This is a genomic window from Deinococcus seoulensis, assembly GCF_014648115.1.
Taxonomy (GTDB): domain Bacteria; phylum Deinococcota; class Deinococci; order Deinococcales; family Deinococcaceae; genus Deinococcus; species Deinococcus seoulensis.
Genome location: NZ_BMQM01000028.1, coordinates 1 through 17,438, shown reverse-complemented (window position 1 = coordinate 17,438; position 17,438 = coordinate 1). Strand labels below are relative to the sequence as shown.

At 69.2% G+C, this 17,438-nt stretch carries 16 protein-coding genes; 7 read left to right on the top strand and 9 right to left on the bottom strand.

Annotated features, from left to right (window positions below; genetic code table 11):
- Positions 1-53 precede the first annotated feature (53 nt).
- Positions 54-1,517 (top strand): glutamate synthase subunit beta, encoded by a 1,464-nt coding sequence (locus tag IEY70_RS16420; RefSeq protein ID WP_189066113.1) that lies wholly within the window; start codon positions 54-56, stop codon positions 1,515-1,517.
- A 66-nt stretch (positions 1,518-1,583) separates the two neighbouring features.
- On the opposite strand, the gene IEY70_RS16415 is transcribed toward IEY70_RS16420, so the two are convergent.
- The 4 genes from IEY70_RS16415 to IEY70_RS16400 form a co-directional block, all read right to left on the bottom strand.
- Entirely contained in the window at positions 1,584-2,096 is a 513-nt protein-coding gene (locus tag IEY70_RS16415) for a hypothetical protein (protein WP_189066112.1), read from the bottom strand.
- Positions 2,097-2,118: 22 nt separating this feature from the next.
- Entirely contained in the window at positions 2,119-2,553 is a 435-nt protein-coding gene (locus tag IEY70_RS16410; RefSeq protein ID WP_189066111.1) for a YybH family protein, read from the bottom strand.
- Positions 2,554-2,679: 126 nt separating this feature from the next.
- The gene (gene glyA, locus IEY70_RS16405; RefSeq protein ID WP_189066110.1) at positions 2,680-3,906 is read right to left on the bottom strand and encodes a serine hydroxymethyltransferase; all 1,227 of its coding nucleotides are present in this window, start codon (positions 3,904-3,906) and stop codon (positions 2,680-2,682) included.
- A 53-nt stretch (positions 3,907-3,959) separates the two neighbouring features.
- On the bottom strand, positions 3,960-5,435 hold the full coding sequence (locus IEY70_RS16400) for a potassium/proton antiporter (protein WP_189066109.1): 1,476 nt from the start codon (positions 5,433-5,435) through the stop codon (positions 3,960-3,962).
- A gap of 360 nt (positions 5,436-5,795) precedes the next feature.
- On the opposite strand from IEY70_RS16400, the gene pheS reads away from it, so the two are divergent.
- Together pheS and IEY70_RS16390 are read left to right on the top strand one after the other, a co-directional pair.
- Positions 5,796-6,815, top strand: coding sequence for a phenylalanine--tRNA ligase subunit alpha (pheS, locus tag IEY70_RS16395; protein WP_189066108.1), 1,020 nt, complete (start codon positions 5,796-5,798; stop codon positions 6,813-6,815).
- Positions 6,812-7,213: an NUDIX hydrolase gene (locus tag IEY70_RS16390; protein WP_189066107.1), complete on the top strand. Its 402-nt coding sequence runs from the start codon at positions 6,812-6,814 to the stop codon at positions 7,211-7,213. Before pheS ends, IEY70_RS16390 begins: the two co-directional genes overlap by 4 nt.
- A 182-nt stretch (positions 7,214-7,395) precedes the next feature.
- On the opposite strand, the gene IEY70_RS16385 is transcribed toward IEY70_RS16390, so the two are convergent.
- A complete protein-coding gene (locus IEY70_RS16385) occupies positions 7,396-7,752 on the bottom strand; it encodes an endonuclease domain-containing protein (protein WP_268243925.1) in 357 nt (118 codons plus the stop codon).
- Positions 7,753-7,834: 82 nt separating this feature from the next.
- On the opposite strand from IEY70_RS16385, the gene IEY70_RS16380 reads away from it, so the two are divergent.
- Together IEY70_RS16380 and IEY70_RS16375 are read left to right on the top strand one after the other, a co-directional pair.
- On the top strand, positions 7,835-10,291 hold the full coding sequence (locus IEY70_RS16380) for a phenylalanine--tRNA ligase subunit beta (protein ID WP_189066106.1): 2,457 nt from the start codon (positions 7,835-7,837) through the stop codon (positions 10,289-10,291).
- 146 nt (positions 10,292-10,437) lie between these two features.
- Positions 10,438-11,100 (top strand): hypothetical protein, encoded by a 663-nt coding sequence (locus IEY70_RS16375; protein WP_189066105.1) that lies wholly within the window; start codon positions 10,438-10,440, stop codon positions 11,098-11,100.
- A 21-nt stretch (positions 11,101-11,121) separates the two neighbouring features.
- On the opposite strand, the gene IEY70_RS16370 is transcribed toward IEY70_RS16375, so the two are convergent.
- The gene (locus IEY70_RS16370) at positions 11,122-12,096 is read right to left on the bottom strand and encodes an NUDIX domain-containing protein (protein ID WP_189066104.1); all 975 of its coding nucleotides are present in this window, start codon (positions 12,094-12,096) and stop codon (positions 11,122-11,124) included.
- Positions 12,097-12,160: 64 nt separating this feature from the next.
- Between IEY70_RS16370 and IEY70_RS16365 the strand changes: the two genes are divergently transcribed.
- Positions 12,161-13,372, top strand: a complete 1,212-nt coding sequence (locus IEY70_RS16365; protein ID WP_189066103.1) for a lipid-A-disaccharide synthase-related protein — start codon at positions 12,161-12,163, stop codon at positions 13,370-13,372.
- Between the two features lie 26 nt (positions 13,373-13,398).
- Here the strand turns inward: IEY70_RS16365 and IEY70_RS16360 are convergent, their stop codons facing one another.
- From IEY70_RS16360 to IEY70_RS16350, 3 genes are all read right to left on the bottom strand, one after another.
- Positions 13,399-14,106 (bottom strand): creatininase family protein, encoded by a 708-nt coding sequence (locus IEY70_RS16360; protein ID WP_189066102.1) that lies wholly within the window; start codon positions 14,104-14,106, stop codon positions 13,399-13,401.
- 105 nt (positions 14,107-14,211) lie between these two features.
- Positions 14,212-15,465, bottom strand: a complete 1,254-nt coding sequence (locus IEY70_RS16355) for a hypothetical protein (protein ID WP_189066101.1) — start codon at positions 15,463-15,465, stop codon at positions 14,212-14,214.
- Between the two features lie 87 nt (positions 15,466-15,552).
- Positions 15,553-16,047 carry an NUDIX domain-containing protein gene (locus IEY70_RS16350; protein ID WP_189066100.1) on the bottom strand — a complete coding sequence of 165 codons (495 nt, stop codon included), beginning with the start codon at positions 16,045-16,047 and terminating at the stop codon, positions 15,553-15,555.
- Positions 16,048-16,087: 40 nt separating this feature from the next.
- Between IEY70_RS16350 and IEY70_RS16345 the strand changes: the two genes are divergently transcribed.
- Entirely contained in the window at positions 16,088-17,350 is a 1,263-nt protein-coding gene (locus tag IEY70_RS16345; RefSeq protein ID WP_189066099.1) for an aminotransferase class V-fold PLP-dependent enzyme, read from the top strand.
- Positions 17,351-17,438 lie beyond the last annotated feature (88 nt).

The following is a 17,438-nucleotide window of genomic DNA, read 5'->3' as shown; positions in this document are numbered from 1 at the left end:
CGGCGCGGCCCGCCCCACACCCGGACGGGCCGCCCGCACACACGGAGCACACCATGAGCAAGATCACCGGCTTCCTCGACCAACCGCGCATCAAGGACCAGTACGCGCCCGTCGACGCGCGCCTCAAGCACTATCACGAGTTCCTGATCCCGCTCGACAGTGGCGCCGCGAAACTCCAGGCGACCCGCTGCATGGACTGCGGCATTCCGTTCTGCAACAACGGCTGCCCCGTCGGGAACATCATCCCGGACTTCAACAACCTCGTGTACCAGGACGACTGGCGCAGCGCGCTGGACACCCTGCACTCCACGAACAACTTCCCCGAGTTCACGGGCCGCATCTGCCCCGCGCCCTGCGAGGCCGCCTGCACCCTGAACATCGGCGGCGACGCCGTGGGCATCAAGAGCATCGAGCTGAGCATCATCGAACGCGGCTGGCAGGAAGGCTGGGTCACCCCGCAACCCCCCGCCGTCAAGACTGGGAAGAGGGTCGCCGTGATCGGTTCCGGCCCCGCCGGGCTGGCCGCCGCGCAGCAGCTCGCGCGCGCCGGGCACGACGTGACCGTGTTCGAGAAGAACGACCGCGTGGGCGGCCTGATGCGCTACGGCATTCCCGACTTCAAGATGGACAAGCACCACATCGACCGCCGCGTCGAACAGATGGAAGCCGAAGGCGTCACCTTCCGCACCGGCACCCTGGTCGGCGCGTGGCCCGAAGGCAGCCGCGTCACGAACCTCAGCAAGAAGACCGTCACTCCCGACGAACTGAAAGCCGAATTCGACGCCGTGCTCCTCGCGGGCGGCGCCGAGCAGCCCCGCGACCTGCCCGCGCCCGGCCGCGAACTGGACGGCATTCACTTTGCCATGGAGTTCCTGCCGCAGCAGAACCGCGTGAACGCCGGTGACAAGCTGAAAAAGCAGTTGCGCGCCGACGGGAAGCACGTCATCGTGATCGGCGGCGGCGACACCGGCAGCGACTGCGTCGGCACCAGCAACCGCCACGGGGCCGCCAGCGTCACCCAGTTCGAGGTCATGCCCCAGCCCCCGGAAAAAGAGAACAAACCCCTCGTGTGGCCCTACTGGCCCATGAAACTCCGCACCAGCACCAGCCACGAGGAAGGCGCCGTGCGTGAATTCGCCATCGCCACCAAGGAATTCATCGGCAAGGGCGGCAAGGTCACGGGCGTCAAGACCGTCCGCATGGAACTGATTGACGGCAAACTCACCGAAGTCGAAGGCAGCGAGGAAATCCACAAGGCCGACCTCGTCCTGCTCGCCATGGGCTTCGTCAGCCCCGTCGGCAGCGTCATCGACGCCTTCGGCATCGACAAGGACGCCCGCGGCAACGCCCACGCCCACACCGACGAGGGCGGCTACCACACCAACGTCGAGGGCGTGTTCGCCGCCGGAGACATGCGCCGCGGCCAGAGCCTCGTCGTGTGGGCCATCCGCGAGGGCCGCCAGGCCGCCCGCGCCATCGACCAGCACCTCATGGGCACATCGGTCCTGCCCCGCTAACCCCCACCGAACCGCTGAAGGCCGGGCCACCCAGCAGGGGAGAGGCGCGGCCTTCTACTGTTGAGTTCAGAGAATGTAGCCGGGGATAGACACCTCACCACACGACATGCACAACCCGTCTTCCTGCCAGTCCAGCAGGACGTTTCCCAGTCGCGCCTGACCCTGTGCCACAGCCACGGCCCCCAGCAGTACGGCCAGCGACGATTCATCCCGTTCCTCTTTCTGCGCCAGTGCAGCCAGGGCGATGCGCAGCAGACGATCCTCGCTGTGTCCGATCTGCTCGGTCAGCCATGGGGGAGGCTGTGGATTTCGTTCAGCATGACGCAGGGCCAGGATCAGCGCGCTCAGGGCAATCCATTCGACTTGATCCTGTGCAGTGGCGTTCTCCGCTGCGTCCAGCAGATAGGGGAGGCTGGCGTAGGAACCCAGATCAACGTCCCCCTGGTGATGCAGGGCGTCCCAGAGTTCAGGTGTGGGGGCGCCGGACAGGTCACGCAGCAGTTCTGGGAAGTTTTCTGGTGTGCGGTATCCGCCGCGCAGTGCGGCCCAGCGGGGATCGTGCAGCTCAAGGCGATTCACGATCTCAGTGTAGGTGCCCTGTTCACGCTGGTCGGTGGAGGTTGACCTTGCCGCTGCTGAATTCGGCGGGGGCGCTGCTGTGTTCGTGGAGGATCAGCCAGCGGTCGCCGCTGCGGGTCAGGGTGAGGGTGATGCGGTTGTTCATGGCGCGCAGGCGTTCGCCAGTGGCGCTGAGGCCCGTGTAGGTGGCGAAGGCGTGCACGAGGGCCAGTTCCGGCGTGACGGTGCTGCGGATGTCGTCGAAGGTGACCTGCACCCGTTCGTCGCCGAGGCTGGCGAACCAGCCCTCGACCATGCCGCGCCACTGCTGCTGGCCGTCGTAGAGCCAGTGTTCCCACATGTCGTACACGGTGACGTGGGGGTGGTACAGGGCGAGCAGAGCTTCGGCGTCGCGGGCGTGCACGGCGTCGGCGTAGGCACTGAGGATGTGGGTGGGGTCACCAGGGTTGGGAGGCATGAATTACAGTACACCACCACTCTGCCTTCAGGCAATAATTCCAGCCCTATCTGTACCGAGCGTAATTGGTGGGGAATTGAATGGGGAGCGGGCACTGCGGCCACGCTCCCCACCGACAGTCTGCGTTCAGGGAATCGGGAAGCCACCGGCGAAGGCGTGCACTTCTTCCTTCACGTCCTCGCCTTTCAGGGCGCGGTCGATCAGGTCGGCGACCTTCAGCATGTCGCTTTCCACCATGCCGCGCGTGGTGACGGCGGGCGTGCCGATGCGGATGCCGCCGCCGTGCATGATCTTCTCGGTGTCGTACGGCAGGGTGCTCTTGCTGATCGTGATGTGGTTCGCGTCCAGCAGGCGCGTGGCCTTGGTGCCGTTCAGGCCCTGGGGGCGCAGGTCCAGCACGAACAGGTGGTTGTCGGTCCCGCCGGACACCACGCGGTAGCCTTTGTCCTGGAAGGCCTGCGCGAGCGCCTGCGCGTTGCGGATGATCTGCGCGGCGTACTCCTTGAACTCCGGCTGGAGGGCCTCGCCGAACGCGACGGCTTTCGCGGCGATCACGTGCTCCAGCGGGCCACCCTGGTAACCGGGGAACACGGCCCGGTCGATCTTCGCGCCGAGTTCCGGGTCGTTGCTCAGGATGATCCCGCCGCGCGGCCCGCGCAGGGTCTTGTGGGTGGTGCTGGCGACCACGTGCGCGTGCGGCAGCGCGTTCGGGTGCACGCCCGCCGCGACCAGTCCCGCGATGTGCGCGATGTCCGCGAACAGGATCGCGCCGACCTCATCGGCGATCTCGCGGAACGCCGCGAAGTCGATGGTGCGGCTGTACGCACTGGCTCCCGCAATGATCATCTTCGGTTTGTGCTCGTGCGCCAGACGGCGAACTTCGTCCATGTCGATCAGTTCGGTTTCGGGGTTCACCTTGTACCCCACGATCTGGTAGCGCAGCCCGGAGAAGTTCACGGGGTTCCCGTGCGTCAGGTGCCCGCCGTGACTCAGGTCCATGCCCAGCACCACGGAACCCGGCTCGATCAGCGCGTTGTACACCGCGAGGTTCGCACTTGACCCACTGTGCGGCTGCACGTTCGCCCACGCCGCGCCGAACAGTTCCTTCAGGCGATCGATGGCCAGCTGCTCGATGCGGTCCACGACCTCGCACCCGCCGTACCAGCGCTTGCCGGGGTACCCCTCGGCATACTTGTTGGTCACGATGCTGCCCTGCGCCTCACGCACCGCCGCCGACGTGAAGTTCTCGGAGGCAATCAACTCCAGGCCGCGCTGCTGACGCTCGGCCTCCTGGGTGATCAGGTCGAAGAGTGCCGTGTCACGGGCGGCAGATTTCTCGGCGGTGGTCGTCATGACCCCACGGTAACACCGCCGTACTGGCCCGGTGTCCCCCGTGTCTTTGCAGGTCAGACAACCGCCCCGGCCGGAAGGTGCAGTTTGCTTTCCACCTCCCGCAGTTCACGCTCGCCCGCCAGGACCAGCACACTGTCACCGCCGGTCAGTTCGGTCGCGCCCTTCGGAATCAGGAACTCACCGCCCCGGTGAATCAGGATCACCAGCGCCTCGGGCGGCAGGCGCAGGTCCATGATGCGTTGCCCGTCGGCGGCGCTGCCGGGCCGGACCTCCACCTCGACCATCTCGTTCTTGTTATGCCCGGTCGGCGTGTACGAGATCGGGTACTGCGTGACGGTCGGCAACGCCTCCCGCACCCGCAGGAACCGCGCCACCAGCGTCAGGGTCGTGCCCTGCAGCAGCACGCTGGTCAGCACGATGAAGAACACGATATTGAACAGCGTGCCCGCCCGCTCGGCGCCCGCCAGCAGCGGAAACGTCGCCAGCACGATCGGCACCGCGCCGCGCAGCCCCACCCACGCCACCATGCTCTTCTCGTTCAGCGGCATCTTCGCGCGCGCCAGACTGACGTACACGCTCAGGGGCCGCGCCAGGAACACCAGCACCAGCGCGCACGCCAGCGCCAGCCCCGCCGTGGGCAGCAACTCGCGCGGATTGACCAGCAACCCCAGCGTGAGGAACATCGCCACCTGCATCAACCACGACAGCCCGTCATGGAACGACAGCAGGCTGCGCTTGTGAATGAACTCCGCGTTCCCCACGATCACGCCCGCAATGTAGATCGCCAGGAACCCGCTGCCACCCGCGACCGCCGTACCCGCAAAGATCGTCAGGGCCAGCGCCAGCGAAAGCACCGAGTACAGACCCTCGAACTGCAACTGCAGGCGGTTCAGGATCCACAGCGCCGCGCGGCCCAGCACCACCCCGAACAGCGCCCCGATCAGCATCTGCTTGAAGAACAACGGCACGATCCCCAGCACGCCCAGACCCGGATTCGCCATGAGTTCCAGAATCCCGACCGTCAGGAAGACCGCCATCGGGTCGTTCCCGCCCGACTCGAACTCCAGCAGCGGCGCCACATCCCCCTTCAGGCCCAGTTGCCGCTCCTTCAGGACACTGAACACCGCGCTGGCGTCCGTGCTGCTGACAATCGCGCCCAGCAGCCACGCCGACAGCCACGGAAACCCGAACGCGAAATGCACGAACGCCGCCATTACACCCGCCGTGATCAGCACCCCCACCGTCGCCAGACTCAGGCCCCGGCGCACCACGGGACGCGTGTGCGCCCAGTTGGTTCCCAACCCCCCCTGAAACAGGATGAAGCACAGCGCCAGCGTCCCCAGCGCCTGCGCGAACCGGTAATCCTGAAACTGAATGCCCAGCCCGTCCGACCCGGCCAGCATGCCCACCCCCAGGAACAGCAGCAGGCCCGGAATGCCCAGCCGCCCCCCCAGCCGACTGACCAGCAGGCTGACCAGCAGCATCACGCCAACGGCCAGCAGGTACACCTCGGTCGGTATCTCAGCCATGCACACCCCACCGCGACCGGCGGGCCGCGCCCCACACCCTGAACCTCACATTGAACCTCGACGCCATCATGCCCACATGGTGGCACGCGTCCAGACGCACAAAAAAGGACCGGGACCCCCCTCGCGGCCCCCCGGGCAGGAACATGAAGGCCCGCTGAAGCTGCGGCCCGGTCCGGGTGCCCCGCCCGCCCAAACCTGCTACCCTGAACCCCATGACGCCCCGGCCCGGTACACTTTCGCCGTTTACCTGCTCCGGGGTCACGCTCGCCTGAACCTCAGGCCGCAGCGAGTCACCCCGCCCACCCCCGTGAGGCGGGGCTTTTTTATTGCCAGACCGTTCATTCCCACACCGGAGGACCCATGCAACAAGAAGCCATCCAGGCCATCCAGGCGGCCACCACCCTCGACGAACTCCAGACCGTCAAGACCAGATACGTCGGCAAGAGCGGCCTTGTCACCCGCGAACTCGGCACCCTCGGAAAACTCCCCCCCGAAGAACGCAAGGCACGCGGCGCCGAGATCAACGCCGTCCGTCAGGCCATCCAGGACGCCCTCGACACCCGCGAAACCACCCTGAAACGCGAAGCCCTCGACGCCCAGCTGGCCAGCGAGGCCATCGACGTCACCCTCCCCGGCCTCCCCCTGCCCAGTGGCGGCCTGCACCCCATCAACCGCGTCTACGACGACCTCACCGGCATCTACGAACGCCTCGGGTACACCGTCGTCGAAGGCCCCGAAGTCGAAGACGAACACCACAACTTCGAAGCCCTCAACGTCCCCTGGTACCACCCCGCCCGCGACCTCCAGGACACCTTCTGGCTCGAAGACGGCCGCCTGCTGCGCACCCACACCAGCCCCATGCAGATCCGCTACATGGTCGACCACGAACCCGACCTCAAGATCGTCGTGCGCGGCAAGGTCTACCGCTACGAAGCCACCGACGCCACCCACGAAAGCATGTTCCACCAGCTCGAAGGCCTCGTCGTCGGCGACCACATCAACATGGCCGACCTGAAAGGCACCATCGCCGAAATGGCCCGCGGCCTCTACGGGCCCCGCGCCAAAGTCCGCTTCCAGCCCAGCTACTACCCCTTCGTCGAACCCGGCGCGGACTTCGCCGTGTACTGGGACAACCCCCGCGGCGAAAGCAAATGGCTCGAACTCGGCGGATGCGGCATGGTCCACCCCAACGTCTTCAAAGCCGTCGACGACCTCCGCGAAGCCCAGGGCAAGGAGCGCGTGTACGAAGGCAAGACCGGCTTCGCATTCGGCCTCGGCCCGGAACGCATCGCCATGCTCAAGTACAAAATCCCCGACATCCGCTACTTCTACGCCAACGACCCGAGAGTCATCGGGCAGTTCCGGGGAGAACTGGAGTGAGAGCCCGCGCCGTCGCCATCATCCTGAACGACAGCGCCGAAGTGCTCCTCATGCTCCGCCGCAAGCAGGGCCGCGCGTACGCCACGCTGCCCGGCGGCGGCATCGAGCCCGGCGAGACGCCCGCGCAGGCCTGCATCCGCGAGGTGCTGGAGGAAGTGAACCTGACCGTCACGGTCGGCCCGCCCCTCCTCGTGCTGGAGAACATCGGCAACCTGGAGCACTACTTCCGGGCGCACGTGCAGTCCGGCGAGATGCGCCTCGGCGACGGCCCCGAAGCGATCCGCAGCAGCGACGAGAACTGGTACTCGCCGCAGTGGGTGCCCCTCACAGACCTGGAAAGCGTGAACCTCGTGCCCGAGCAGGCGCGGGAACTGGTGCGCGAGGTGGCCGCGCAATGAACTGCCCGCTCTTCCTCTCCCCCTTGAGGGGGGAGATGTCCCGTAGGGACAGAGGGGGTGAAACGAACCGGCACCCAGGCGCGGTAAATCGTCCACGGTCTCGTCGTGATGCCGGTTCGGTTCACCCCCTCCCTAGCCCTCCCCCCTCTGCTTCGCAGCTTTTCAAGTCAAGGGGGAGGGGGCTAAAGGTCCTTTCTGGCTTCCAGGACTTGTTGGATTCGTTCGAGGACACCGGGGAGGTTGCGGCGTACTTCGTTGTTCCAGAAGCGCAGGGTGTGGAAGCCGTGGTCGAGCATGTCGGCGTCTCGTTCCCGGTCCGCGTCGCTGTTCAGGTGTTGGCTGCCGTCGAGTTCGATGACGAGGGTGCGTTCGTAGCAGACGAAGTCCGCGACGTACCGTCCCATGGGTTCCTGTCTGCGGAAGGTGACGCCGAGTTGTCTGCGGCGCAGGTGCTGCCACAACAGGATTTCTTCGGGGGTCATGCGTCTGCGCAGCATGCGGGCTACGTCGGTGGATGGACTGTGTCGTTCAGGCGGCACGTCTCAGCGTAAATGTTTACCCCTCTCCCCCTTCAGGGGGGAGATGTCGCCGGAGGCGACAGAGGGGGAGGAGAGGTACTCAATGAAAATTCCGTATTCGTGGTTGAAGGAACTGGTGCCGGGTCTGCCGGTGGTGTCGGAGCTGGAGCCGATTTTCGCGCAGCTGGGTCTGCCGTTGGAGGGCGTGGAGGAGGTCGCGGCGCCGCCTGCGGGGGTGCTGCTGGTGGCGGTGAAGGCGGCCGAGGCGATGCCGGGCACGCAGCTGACGCGCCTGACGCTGGATGTCGGTGAGCACGGCGAGCGGGTCATCGCGTCGGGTGCGGGGAACGCCGTGGGGCTGCCCGCGGGGACGATGCTGGCGCTGGTGTCGCCGGGCACGGAGCTGGGCGGCATGACGTATGGCGTGCGGGCGTTGCAGGGCGTGGAGTCGTGGGGCATGGCGGCCAGCGCGAAGGAGCTGGGCCTGGGTGAGAGCAGCGCGGGCTTGATGCTGTTCCCGGCGAACACCGCGAAACCGGGGACGCCGATGCGCGAGCTGTGGGCGGCGGATCACGTGCTGGACGTGGAGGTCACGCCGAACCGCGCGGACGTGCTGAGTGCGCTGGGGCTGGCGCGGGATCTGGCGGCGTTCCTGAAGCTGGAGCTGGTGCAGCCCCCGGCCGGGCCGCAGGCGGTGGGGGAGGGCGAGATCCGCGTGTCCCTGCCGGAGAAGGGCATCCGCATCGAGCGGGACCCGACGCAGAAGCTGCGCTTCGGCTGTGACCGCTTCGTGGCCCGCACCGTCAGTGGCCTGCGCAACGGTCCGGCTCCGCTGTGGATGCAGCGCCGCGTGACCCTGGCGGGCATGCGCTCCATCGACCTGATCGTGGATACCAGCAATTACGTGATGCTGGAACTGGGTCAGCCGACGGCGCTGTACGACCGCCGGGACGTGCACGGCGATCAGATCCTCGTGGCGTTCGGGCTGCGGCAGGGCGAGCAGGTGCGCGACCTGATGGGGAACGAGCATGAGGTCGGCCCGGAGGATCTGCTGATCCTCGACGGCGCGCAGCCCGAGGTGTCCACCGTCGCGGAGGCCTTCGAGACCGCTGGGCAGCCCAAACCGGGCGACACGGTGCTGGGCATCGCGGGCATCATGGGCGGCGATCACGGGCACGTGCGCGCCGACACGACGGACGTGGTGGTGGAGGTCGCGCACTTCGATCCGGTGCTGCTGCGCCGCACGAGCACCCGCCTGGGCCTGAAGACCGACGCCGTGTACCGCTACGAGCGCGGCGTGGACCCCCTGCTGCCCGAACGCGCGGCGGCCCGACTGGTGGGCCTGCTGGGCGACGCGGGCGGGCAGGTGCACCCCGGCGCGACCGTCGTGGGCGACCCCGAGATTCCGGGCCGGATCGAGGCGACGGGCGAGCAGATCCGCGCGCTGCTGGGCATGCCCGTGGACACCGAGGAGATGCGCGGCATCCTCAGCCGCCTCGGGTGCGTCGTGGAGGGTGAGGGGGACGCCCTGAGCGTCGTGCCGCCCTCATGGCGGGTGGACATGGCGATCTGGCAGGACCTCGCCGAGGAGGTCGCGCGCCTGCACGGGTTCGTGCACCTCCCCGAGAGCCTCCCCACCCTGCGCGTGCACGGCAGCAACGTCGGCGCGGAGAAGGAGGGCGTGGCCCGCGCGACGCTGCGCCGCACCCTGGCCGGACTGGGCGCGCAGGAGGTCGTCACGTACACCTTCACCAGCGACGAGGAAGCCCAGAAGGCCCGCACCGAGCGGCCCGGCGTGCGCCTGCGCAACCCCCTGACCGCCGACCGCACCGGGCTGCGCACCGCGCTGTACCCCAGCCTCGTGAAGGCCGCGCAGGCCCACGCGAAGGGCGACCGCGTGCTGATCTTCGAGATGGGCCGCATCTTCCCCGCCAGCGGCGAGACGGAACGGGTGGGCCTGCTGATGCGCGGCCCGCTGGCGCCCCGCACCGATCAGGCGGGCGTCGCCGGGGACTTCCGCGCGTTCAAGGGCCTCGTCGAATCCCTGGCGGGCACCCTGGGCGCCAGCTTCGAACTGCGTCAGCTGCGCGGCGACGCCGTCCCCAGCGCCCTGCACCCCGGCATCGCGGGTGAGGTCGTCTGGAACGGCCAGAGCGTCGGCTGGCTCGGCGCGCTGCACCCCGAAATCGCCCAGGCGTTCGGCCTGAAAGGCGACACCTTCCTCATGGAAGCCGCGCTGCCCCTCCCGGCTCGCGAATGGGCGTTCCGCGACCCCAGCCGCGCCCCCGCCGCGTGGCGTGACCTCGCCGTCATCACCCCCACCGGTGTCAGCTACGGCGAGATCGCCGCCCTGCTGCGCGAACACGGCGGCACGCTGCTCGAAAGCGTGGAACCCTTCGACGTGTTCACCGGCGAGCAGATCGGCGCGGGCAACCGCTCCGTCGCCGTACGCCTCGTCTTCCGCGGCGACAGGACCCTCACCGACGCCGAGGTGGACCCCGTCATGGACGCCCTCATGAACGCGGTGCGCGCGCAGGGCTGGAGCATCCGCGAGAAGTAACCCCTCTGCGGGGCAGCTCTTCGAGTCCGCCCCTCTGGGGCACCTCCCCTCAAAGGGGAGGCAGAAAGAGGCCAGGGCCATGTGCTCTGGCCTCCTTCCCATGCAGGTGCAGCAGCGGGACCGCGTGGGGGCGGGTAGGCTCGGGCATGACTTCCGAGACGGTAATGGTAGACGTGCGCGGCTTCCGGGGCGACGCGCTGCCCTGCGTGGTGAACCGCCACCCGCCGGGCGAGGCGGTGGGGGCGGCGCTGCTGCTGCCGGGGCTGGGGTACGGGGCGCGGCAGCCGGGCCTGCTGTACCCGGCGCTCCTGCTGGATGAACTGGGGTTCGACACGCTGGCGCTCGACACCCGCTGGAACGTCCCGGCATTCATGGACGCCCCGCCGGAGGAGCAATTGGCCTGGCTGCGGGAGGACGTGCGGGCCGCCTGCCACGCGATCCTGCCGGAACCGGGGGGTGCTTGTGTGGTGGCGAAATCCATCGGGACACTGGGCCTGACCCTGCTGCTGCACGGGGGAGAGGTGCCGCCCGGCGCGCGGCTGGTGTGGCTCACGCCGCTGCTGGAACGCCCGGAGGTCCGCGCGGCCATCGCGGCGCACGCGGCGACCTCGCTGGTCGTGATCGGCACTCAGGACGGCCACTACCGCCCCGAGTGGATCACGGAACTGACCGGCGCGGGTGTGCGGGTGCTCGTGCTGGACGGCGTGAATCACGGCCTTCAGGTCGAGGGGGACGTGGTCGGCACGCTGGGCGCGCTGCACGCCCTCATGCGGGAATTCCGCGTGTTCCTGACCGGGCAGGCGGGGTGAGGGGCCGCCCGCTGAGTCGGGTCAGCCGTGCGTGCGCCACCAGCGGAGGTTGGCGCGGATCAGTTCGCCGCTCAGGTCCTCTTCGGGGGGGAGGTCGTCGGGGCTGAACCAGCTGACGTCCAGCACCTCGCCCTCCTGGGGGGTGAGGGTTCCGGTGACGCCGTGGGCGCGGTACAGGACGGAGACGTTGTCGATGACGTGCCCGTTGGGGTACGTGAAGCGGTACTCGGGTCCGGCGAATAGGTGCAGCGGCTCCAGGTGGGTGGCGTGCAGGCCAGTCTCCTCGAACAGTTCGCGGGCGGCGGTCCCCGCGAAGGTCTCGCCGGGTTCCAGGCTGCCGCCGGGCAGCGTCCACAGGCGGGTGTGCCCGTGTCGCAGCAGCAGGAGGCGACCCTGGTCGTCGGTGACGAGGACGTTCGAGCCGGGCGCGAACCAGGGGCGCGGGCCGATCACGCGCCGTAAGTCCATCAGGAAGTTCCCGATCGGTGGCGCGGGCGGGGTGGGGGCCAGGGGCAGGGGTGGGAGGCCCGCGCGGGCGCGCAGGACGTTCATGCTGGCGCGGTTGGCGTTGTTGCTGAGGTCCGGCAGGGCGTCCAGCGGGAACCACCGCAGGTCCAGCGTCTCGCCGCTGTCGTCCGGCGCGGCCCGTTCCAGCGCGGCGGCGGGGAGCGTGCCGTGTGCGCGCATCCCGATGATGTAGATCTCGTGCCCGTTCGGGTAGCGGTGGAACAGCTCCGGGCCGTCCTGCAATCCCTCGGGCAGTGGCAGGAGGGTCAGGTTCGGGCAGTCCAGCCCCGTCTCCTCGAACAGTTCGCGGCGGGCGCCGGTCAGGAAGTCCTCGCCGGGTTCCAGCGCGCCGCCCGGTTCGCCCCACAGGCCATCATCACCGCGGCGTTGCAGCAGCACCCGCCCGTGCTCGTCCTGGATCAGGACACCGGCCGACGCGGCCATCAGGGGGCGGTTGCCCCACACCTCTCGAAGTTGCATCAGGGTCATAGACCGCCTCACCCTACTGCACCTCACGCTGACCGGATGGGAGCGCTGCGCTAGCCTGCGGACCGTGACTCCTCCTGTACCGGCTGCGGACGCCACTCTGATCGTATCGAACGGCCACGCCGAAGACCTGATCGGCGCGGCGCTGGCCCGCGAGTTGCTGGCTGCGCGGCCAGAGCCACTGCTGGCACTGCCGCTGGTGGGGGCGGGGCGGGCGTATGGCAACGTGGCCGCAGTGCAAGGACCGCTCCTGAACCTGCCCTCGGGCGGCTTTCCCTTCGGCAGCCTGAACAACCTGCGCGCCGACCTGCGCGCCGGGCTTCTGACCACCTCGCTGCGGCAGTGGTGGGCAGCCCGCTCCCTGGGTCCGCAGGTCAACCGGGTGGTGGTGGTGGGCGACACCTACGCGCTGCTGGTGGGCACGCTGGCAGCGCGCGCGGTTGCCGGGCCACGGGGCCCGCGCCTGCCCCTGACGCACCTTCAGCCACTGGTCTCCACGCACTATGCCCGTGGCATGGGAGTGCGGTCACACCTGCGGGAACTGAACGCGCTGGGTGCCAACCTGTTCATGCCCTGGGAGGTGGCGCTGGCCCGCCGGGCCCGCCGCGTCTACACGCGGGACGCTCCTTCGGCTGCGTCTCTGGCCCGCCGCGGCGTCAATGCCTCGTACCGGGGCAGTTTTGCTATGGACATCCTGCCAGCGCCAGAGCGGGACCTCCCGGAACTGCCCACCGGACGGCCAGTGCTGGCACTCGTGCCGGGCCAGCGGGGCGACGCCGACTTCTCCCTGCCGCTCATGCTGGAGGCAGCGGCCCACCTGCCTGAGTGGCAGGCCGCCGTGGCGTTTGCGAACGACTGGGCAGCGTTGCCGGTGCCTGCTGGCTGGCAGCTCACGGGCGCCGGAGACCAGACCCGCTGGCTTCAGCGTGGCGACGTGCGTGTGCTGGTGCTGCGCGGCGCCTTCGCCGCAGTCGCGCGCCGCGCGACGATGGCGCTGGGCACGGCCGGAACAGCGTCCGAGCAGCTGGCGGGCCTGGGCGTGCCGGTCATCGGGTTTCCGACTCCTGGCCCGCAGTACGTGGCGGGGTTCGCGCGCCGGCAGGCTCGCCTGCTGGGCCGGGCCCTGACGGTCACTCCGGCTGATCCCTGTGAGGTCGTGCGGGCGGTGAGGACACTGTTCGACCACCCGCAGCGTCTGAAGGCAGCTCAGGCAGACGGTCGGGAGCGGATCGGCCCGCCCGGCGCCCTGCGCGCCATCGCGGCTGAGTTGGACGGGTAGGCGCGGGGGACCCCTGCCCGGTCCTGCTACGGGTGCGCCCAGCCTGCTTCCAGCAGCGCGCGCGTTTCCGCGACGGCCTCCTGCCAGATGCGCTGCATTTCCCGGTCCGGGCGGCGGTGCAGCCCGCCGTAATTCCCGTCGCCCAGCCGCTCCCGCACCAGCGTGGGCGGCAGTTGCCGCAGGGCCGCCACGTCCACCATGGGTTTGCGTTCCTCGGGGGCCGCTACGCCCTCCAGGCGCGTCCAGGGGAAGTTCTCCATCCAGCTGGCGTGACTGGCCAGTTCATCTGTGGCCTGCACGGCCGCCCAGGTGCGCGGCGCGTTCCACCAGTTATGCCACTGCACCCGCGCGTCCGGATGCCGCGCCAGCCACTCCCCCAGCCACCCCTGTCCCGGCGAGTTCCCGCCGTGCCCGTTCACGATCAGGATCCGCCGGAACCCCTGGGCGTGCAGGCCCGACAGCAGGTCGTCCAGCAACGCCAGGTACGTGCTCACGCGCAGGCTGACGGTGCCGGGGTACGCCGTGAACGATGGTGTCACGCCGTACGGCAGCGCCGGGAACACCGGCACGCCCAGTCCCTCGGCGGCCTCGGCGGCTACGCGCGCGGCGAGGCGGGTGTCGGTCGCCAGACTCAGGGTCGCGTGCTGCTCGGTGCAGCCCAGCGGCAGCACGCAGCGGTCCTCGGCTCGCAGCGTCTGCGCCACCATGCCCCAGTTCATGTCCTCGATCTGCATGAATCACGCTACCGCACCGCCCACGCTGGCGCGGCCGCACACCGCGCAACCCGCAAAGGCGCAGGCCAGGGCACCCGCCCCGGCCTGCGCCCTGTCCGCGTGCGCTCAGCGGCGCGGGTTGGCGAGTTCCTGCAGGTCCTTCTCGGCGGTGCGGAAGTCCGCTTCGACCAGTTTGCCGCTCTTGACGTAGCGGAACTTCACCTGATCGCCCGGCTGCAGGTCCATGTCGTTCCCGTCGGCCAGCGGGCCGAAGGCGGTCACGACGGCCTTGCCGTTGAAGGTCAGGGCGGCGTTCACAGTCCCGCCGATCCGGTCCAGGGCGTTGGGGGCGCTCATGGCCTTCTCGCTGAATTCCAGGTTGCTCAGGTCACGCAGGTACACGTTCAGTTCGGTCTTGTGGCTGGGGATATCCAGCGTGCCGGTCAGGTCGGCGCGGGTGGGCGTGAACGTGAACGCGTCGCCGCAGCGGTCGCTGGTGGTGCCGGTCACGTTCAGTTTCATGCTGGCGTCCACCTTCTGTTTGGTCGTCGCGTACTGCGCCGAGCCGCTGAGCAGCACGTCCTTCTCGGTCCAGGCGTACGTCAGGTCCAGTTTGGCGGGGGCGTTCGTCTCGCGGCCCGCCCAGCCGCTCATGGTCAGCGCGGTGGGGCCGGCGTTGTTCAGGCAGTCGCCGGGTGTCATGTTGAACTTCAGGCCCGCCACGGTCTTCCCGGCGATGGTGACGCTGCCGGTCGCGTTGGTCGGCACTTCCTGCTGACGGGGGAGGACCTGCCCGGTGCTGTAGTCGTACGCGTACCCGTTGTTCACCCACACGGTCGCGGCGCCGCCGACCTTCCAGCTTGCTTCGATGCGCACGCCGGATTGCTCGTCGATCTCCACGTAGCCGTCTCTGGGCAGCTCGGAGTACTGGTAGCCGCCGTCGCGGGTGTACGTGCGCGTGCCGGTAGCCAGGGCCTCCTTCACGGTCGTCACGGATTGCGTGGTCACGCGTCCATTCCCGCCGATGCCCTGCACGAAGTTCTTGCCGAACGACGCCGCGCCGCTCAGGTCCAGGCTGTTCAGGCCGCCGGACAGAGGCATGGGCGCGCCGCCCATGTTGAACAGGCCCAGCAGGGCTTTCAGATCCGGGTCCAGGTCCGGGTTGTTCGGGTCGGTCATGGCGGCCATCTGCTTGGCGGCGCTCTGGGCGGTGCCCATCACGTCCTGCACCTCCAGGCTCTGGCCCACGACGGGCGCGGCGGGTTCGGTCTTGGCCGGGTCAACCGGGGCCGGATTGGTGGGTTGCGTGGGCGTGGTGGTACGGTCGCAGGAGGCGAGCAGCAGGGCGCCGACGGTCAGCAGGGCAAGGGAACGTTTCACACCCTCAGCTTAGGGAACCTTCAGAAAGCTGTCGTGCGGACATGACGCACCTGCCTCCGCCCCCCCCGGCTGGGGTGCCCTGGCCATTCAGGGCAGGTCGCTCAGGCCACGCTCGCGGCGCAGCAGGTTCAGGCTGGCGACATTGATCGCGCCGCTCAGCGGGGGCAGGTCGCTCAGCGGGAACCAGCCCAGGGCCAGCGTCTCACCGCTGTCGTCGGGCGCGGCGAGGTCCAGCGCGGCGGCGCTGAGGGTGCCGCGCGTGCGCAGTCCCACCTGATACTGGTCGCCGCGCGGCGTGCTGATGCGGAAGGCGGGACCGTCGATCAGGGCGTCCGGCAGCGGCATCAGGTGCAGGTCCGGGCAGATCAGGCCGGTCTCCTCGAACAGTTCGCGTTGCGCGGCCTGCAGGAAACTCTCGCCGGGGTTCAGGTGCCCGCCGGGCGTGCCCCACAGGCCGTCGTCGCCGCGCCGTTGCAGCAGCACGCGCCCCTGCTCGTCCTGCACGAGGACGCTGACGCCGACCGACAGCGTGGCGGGCGGCCGGGCCGGAAGGAAGCTGAAGGGGTCGGGTGGGCCGGACATGCCCGGCACCCTAGCGCGGCGCGCGGCGTAGCGTGAAGGCATGACCGACACGCCCCGCCCGGACGCCCACCCCGCCGAACCCTGGAGTTACGAGACGACCGCCGTGCAGAGCAGCATTCCGCGCGGGCTGGGGCAGACCATCGGCTTCCCGATCCACGCGGCCGCCGCGTTCCAGTTCGACACGCTGGAAGAGGCGCAACAGGAATTCCAGCAGAACACCGGCCTCAGTTACGCCCGCCTTCAGAACCCGACCGTGCGGGCGCTCGAGGACCGCCTGACCACCCTGGAGGGCGGCGCGGCCACCGTTGCGGTCGCGAGCGGGCAGGCGGCCACCCTGACCGCGATCCTCAGCGTGTGTCGCGCGGGCGATCACGTGGTGTCGGCCAGCAGCCTGTTCGGCGGGACGACCGGGATGCTGAGCAACATCCTGCCGCTGATGGGCATCACGGCCACGCTGGTCGACAACACCCCGGACGCCGTGCGGGCCGCCATGCAGCCCAACACCCGCCTCGTGTGGGCCGAGATGATCAGCAACCCCGCCGGGGACATCGCGGACATCCGCGCCTTCGCGGACATCGCGCACGAGCACGGCGCGCTGCTGGCCATCGACAACACCTGCGGCGGCGTGGGCTTCCTGTGCCGCCCGCTCGCGCACGGCGCGGACATCGTCAGTCAGTCCCTGACCAAGTGGGCGGGCGGGCACGGCAGCGTGCTGGGCGGCGCGGTCACGGTCGGCACCGGGCACGACCTGACCCGCAATCCCATCTTTGCGGACGGCGGCGAGCAGAGCATCCTGAACGTGCGCGGCGACGCGGCCCTCGCGTGGCGGCAACGCTGGTTCGGCGCGCACCAGCTCGGCATGACCCTGGCCCCGCACAGCGCGTTCCTGATCGCGCAGGGCCTGGAGACCCTCGCCCTGCGCCTGGAGCGCGAGAGTGCCACCGCACTCGCCCTGGCTCAGTGGCTCGAAGCTCACCCGCGCGTCGGGAAGGTCAGTTACCCCGGGCTGAGCAGCCACCCGCACCACCACCTCGCGCAGACGTACCTGCGGGTCGGGCAGGGCGCCGTCCTGACCTTCGAGGTACCCGACCCCGGCGTGTTCCTGAGCCGCGTGCGGGTGCTGCGCATCGCCCCGAACCTCGGGGACGTCCGCACCCTGGTCGTGCACCCCTGGACGACCACGCACGGCCGCGTGCCCGAACCCGCCCGGTACGCCGCCGGAGTCACGCCCACCACCATCCGCATGAGCGTGGGCGTCGAGGCCCTCTCCGACCTGAAAGCAGACATCGAACAGGCGCTGTAACGCTGACGGTCAAAGGTCGATGGTCTGACATCTTTCAGTTTTAGAAAAGGACGTCCAGCACGGCTTCTGACCTCAGAATGAGGATGTG

Coding starts and splice junctions, on each gene's coding strand:
- IEY70_RS16420 (WP_189066113.1), top strand. CDS start 54: ATGAGCAAGATCACCGGCTTCCTCGACCAACCGCGCATCAAGGACCAG.
- IEY70_RS16410 (WP_189066111.1), bottom strand. CDS start 2,553: ATGCCTCCCAACCCTGGTGACCCCACCCACATCCTCAGTGCCTACGCC.
- glyA (WP_189066110.1), bottom strand. CDS start 3,906: ATGACGACCACCGCCGAGAAATCTGCCGCCCGTGACACGGCACTCTTC.
- IEY70_RS16400 (WP_189066109.1), bottom strand. CDS start 5,435: ATGGCTGAGATACCGACCGAGGTGTACCTGCTGGCCGTTGGCGTGATG.
- pheS (WP_189066108.1), top strand. CDS start 5,796: ATGCAACAAGAAGCCATCCAGGCCATCCAGGCGGCCACCACCCTCGAC.
- IEY70_RS16380 (WP_189066106.1), top strand. CDS start 7,835: ATGAAAATTCCGTATTCGTGGTTGAAGGAACTGGTGCCGGGTCTGCCG.
- IEY70_RS16375 (WP_189066105.1), top strand. CDS start 10,438: ATGACTTCCGAGACGGTAATGGTAGACGTGCGCGGCTTCCGGGGCGAC.
- IEY70_RS16370 (WP_189066104.1), bottom strand. CDS start 12,096: ATGACCCTGATGCAACTTCGAGAGGTGTGGGGCAACCGCCCCCTGATG.
- IEY70_RS16360 (WP_189066102.1), bottom strand. CDS start 14,106: ATGCAGATCGAGGACATGAACTGGGGCATGGTGGCGCAGACGCTGCGA.
- IEY70_RS16350 (WP_189066100.1), bottom strand. CDS start 16,047: ATGTCCGGCCCACCCGACCCCTTCAGCTTCCTTCCGGCCCGGCCGCCC.
- IEY70_RS16345 (WP_189066099.1), top strand. CDS start 16,088: ATGACCGACACGCCCCGCCCGGACGCCCACCCCGCCGAACCCTGGAGT.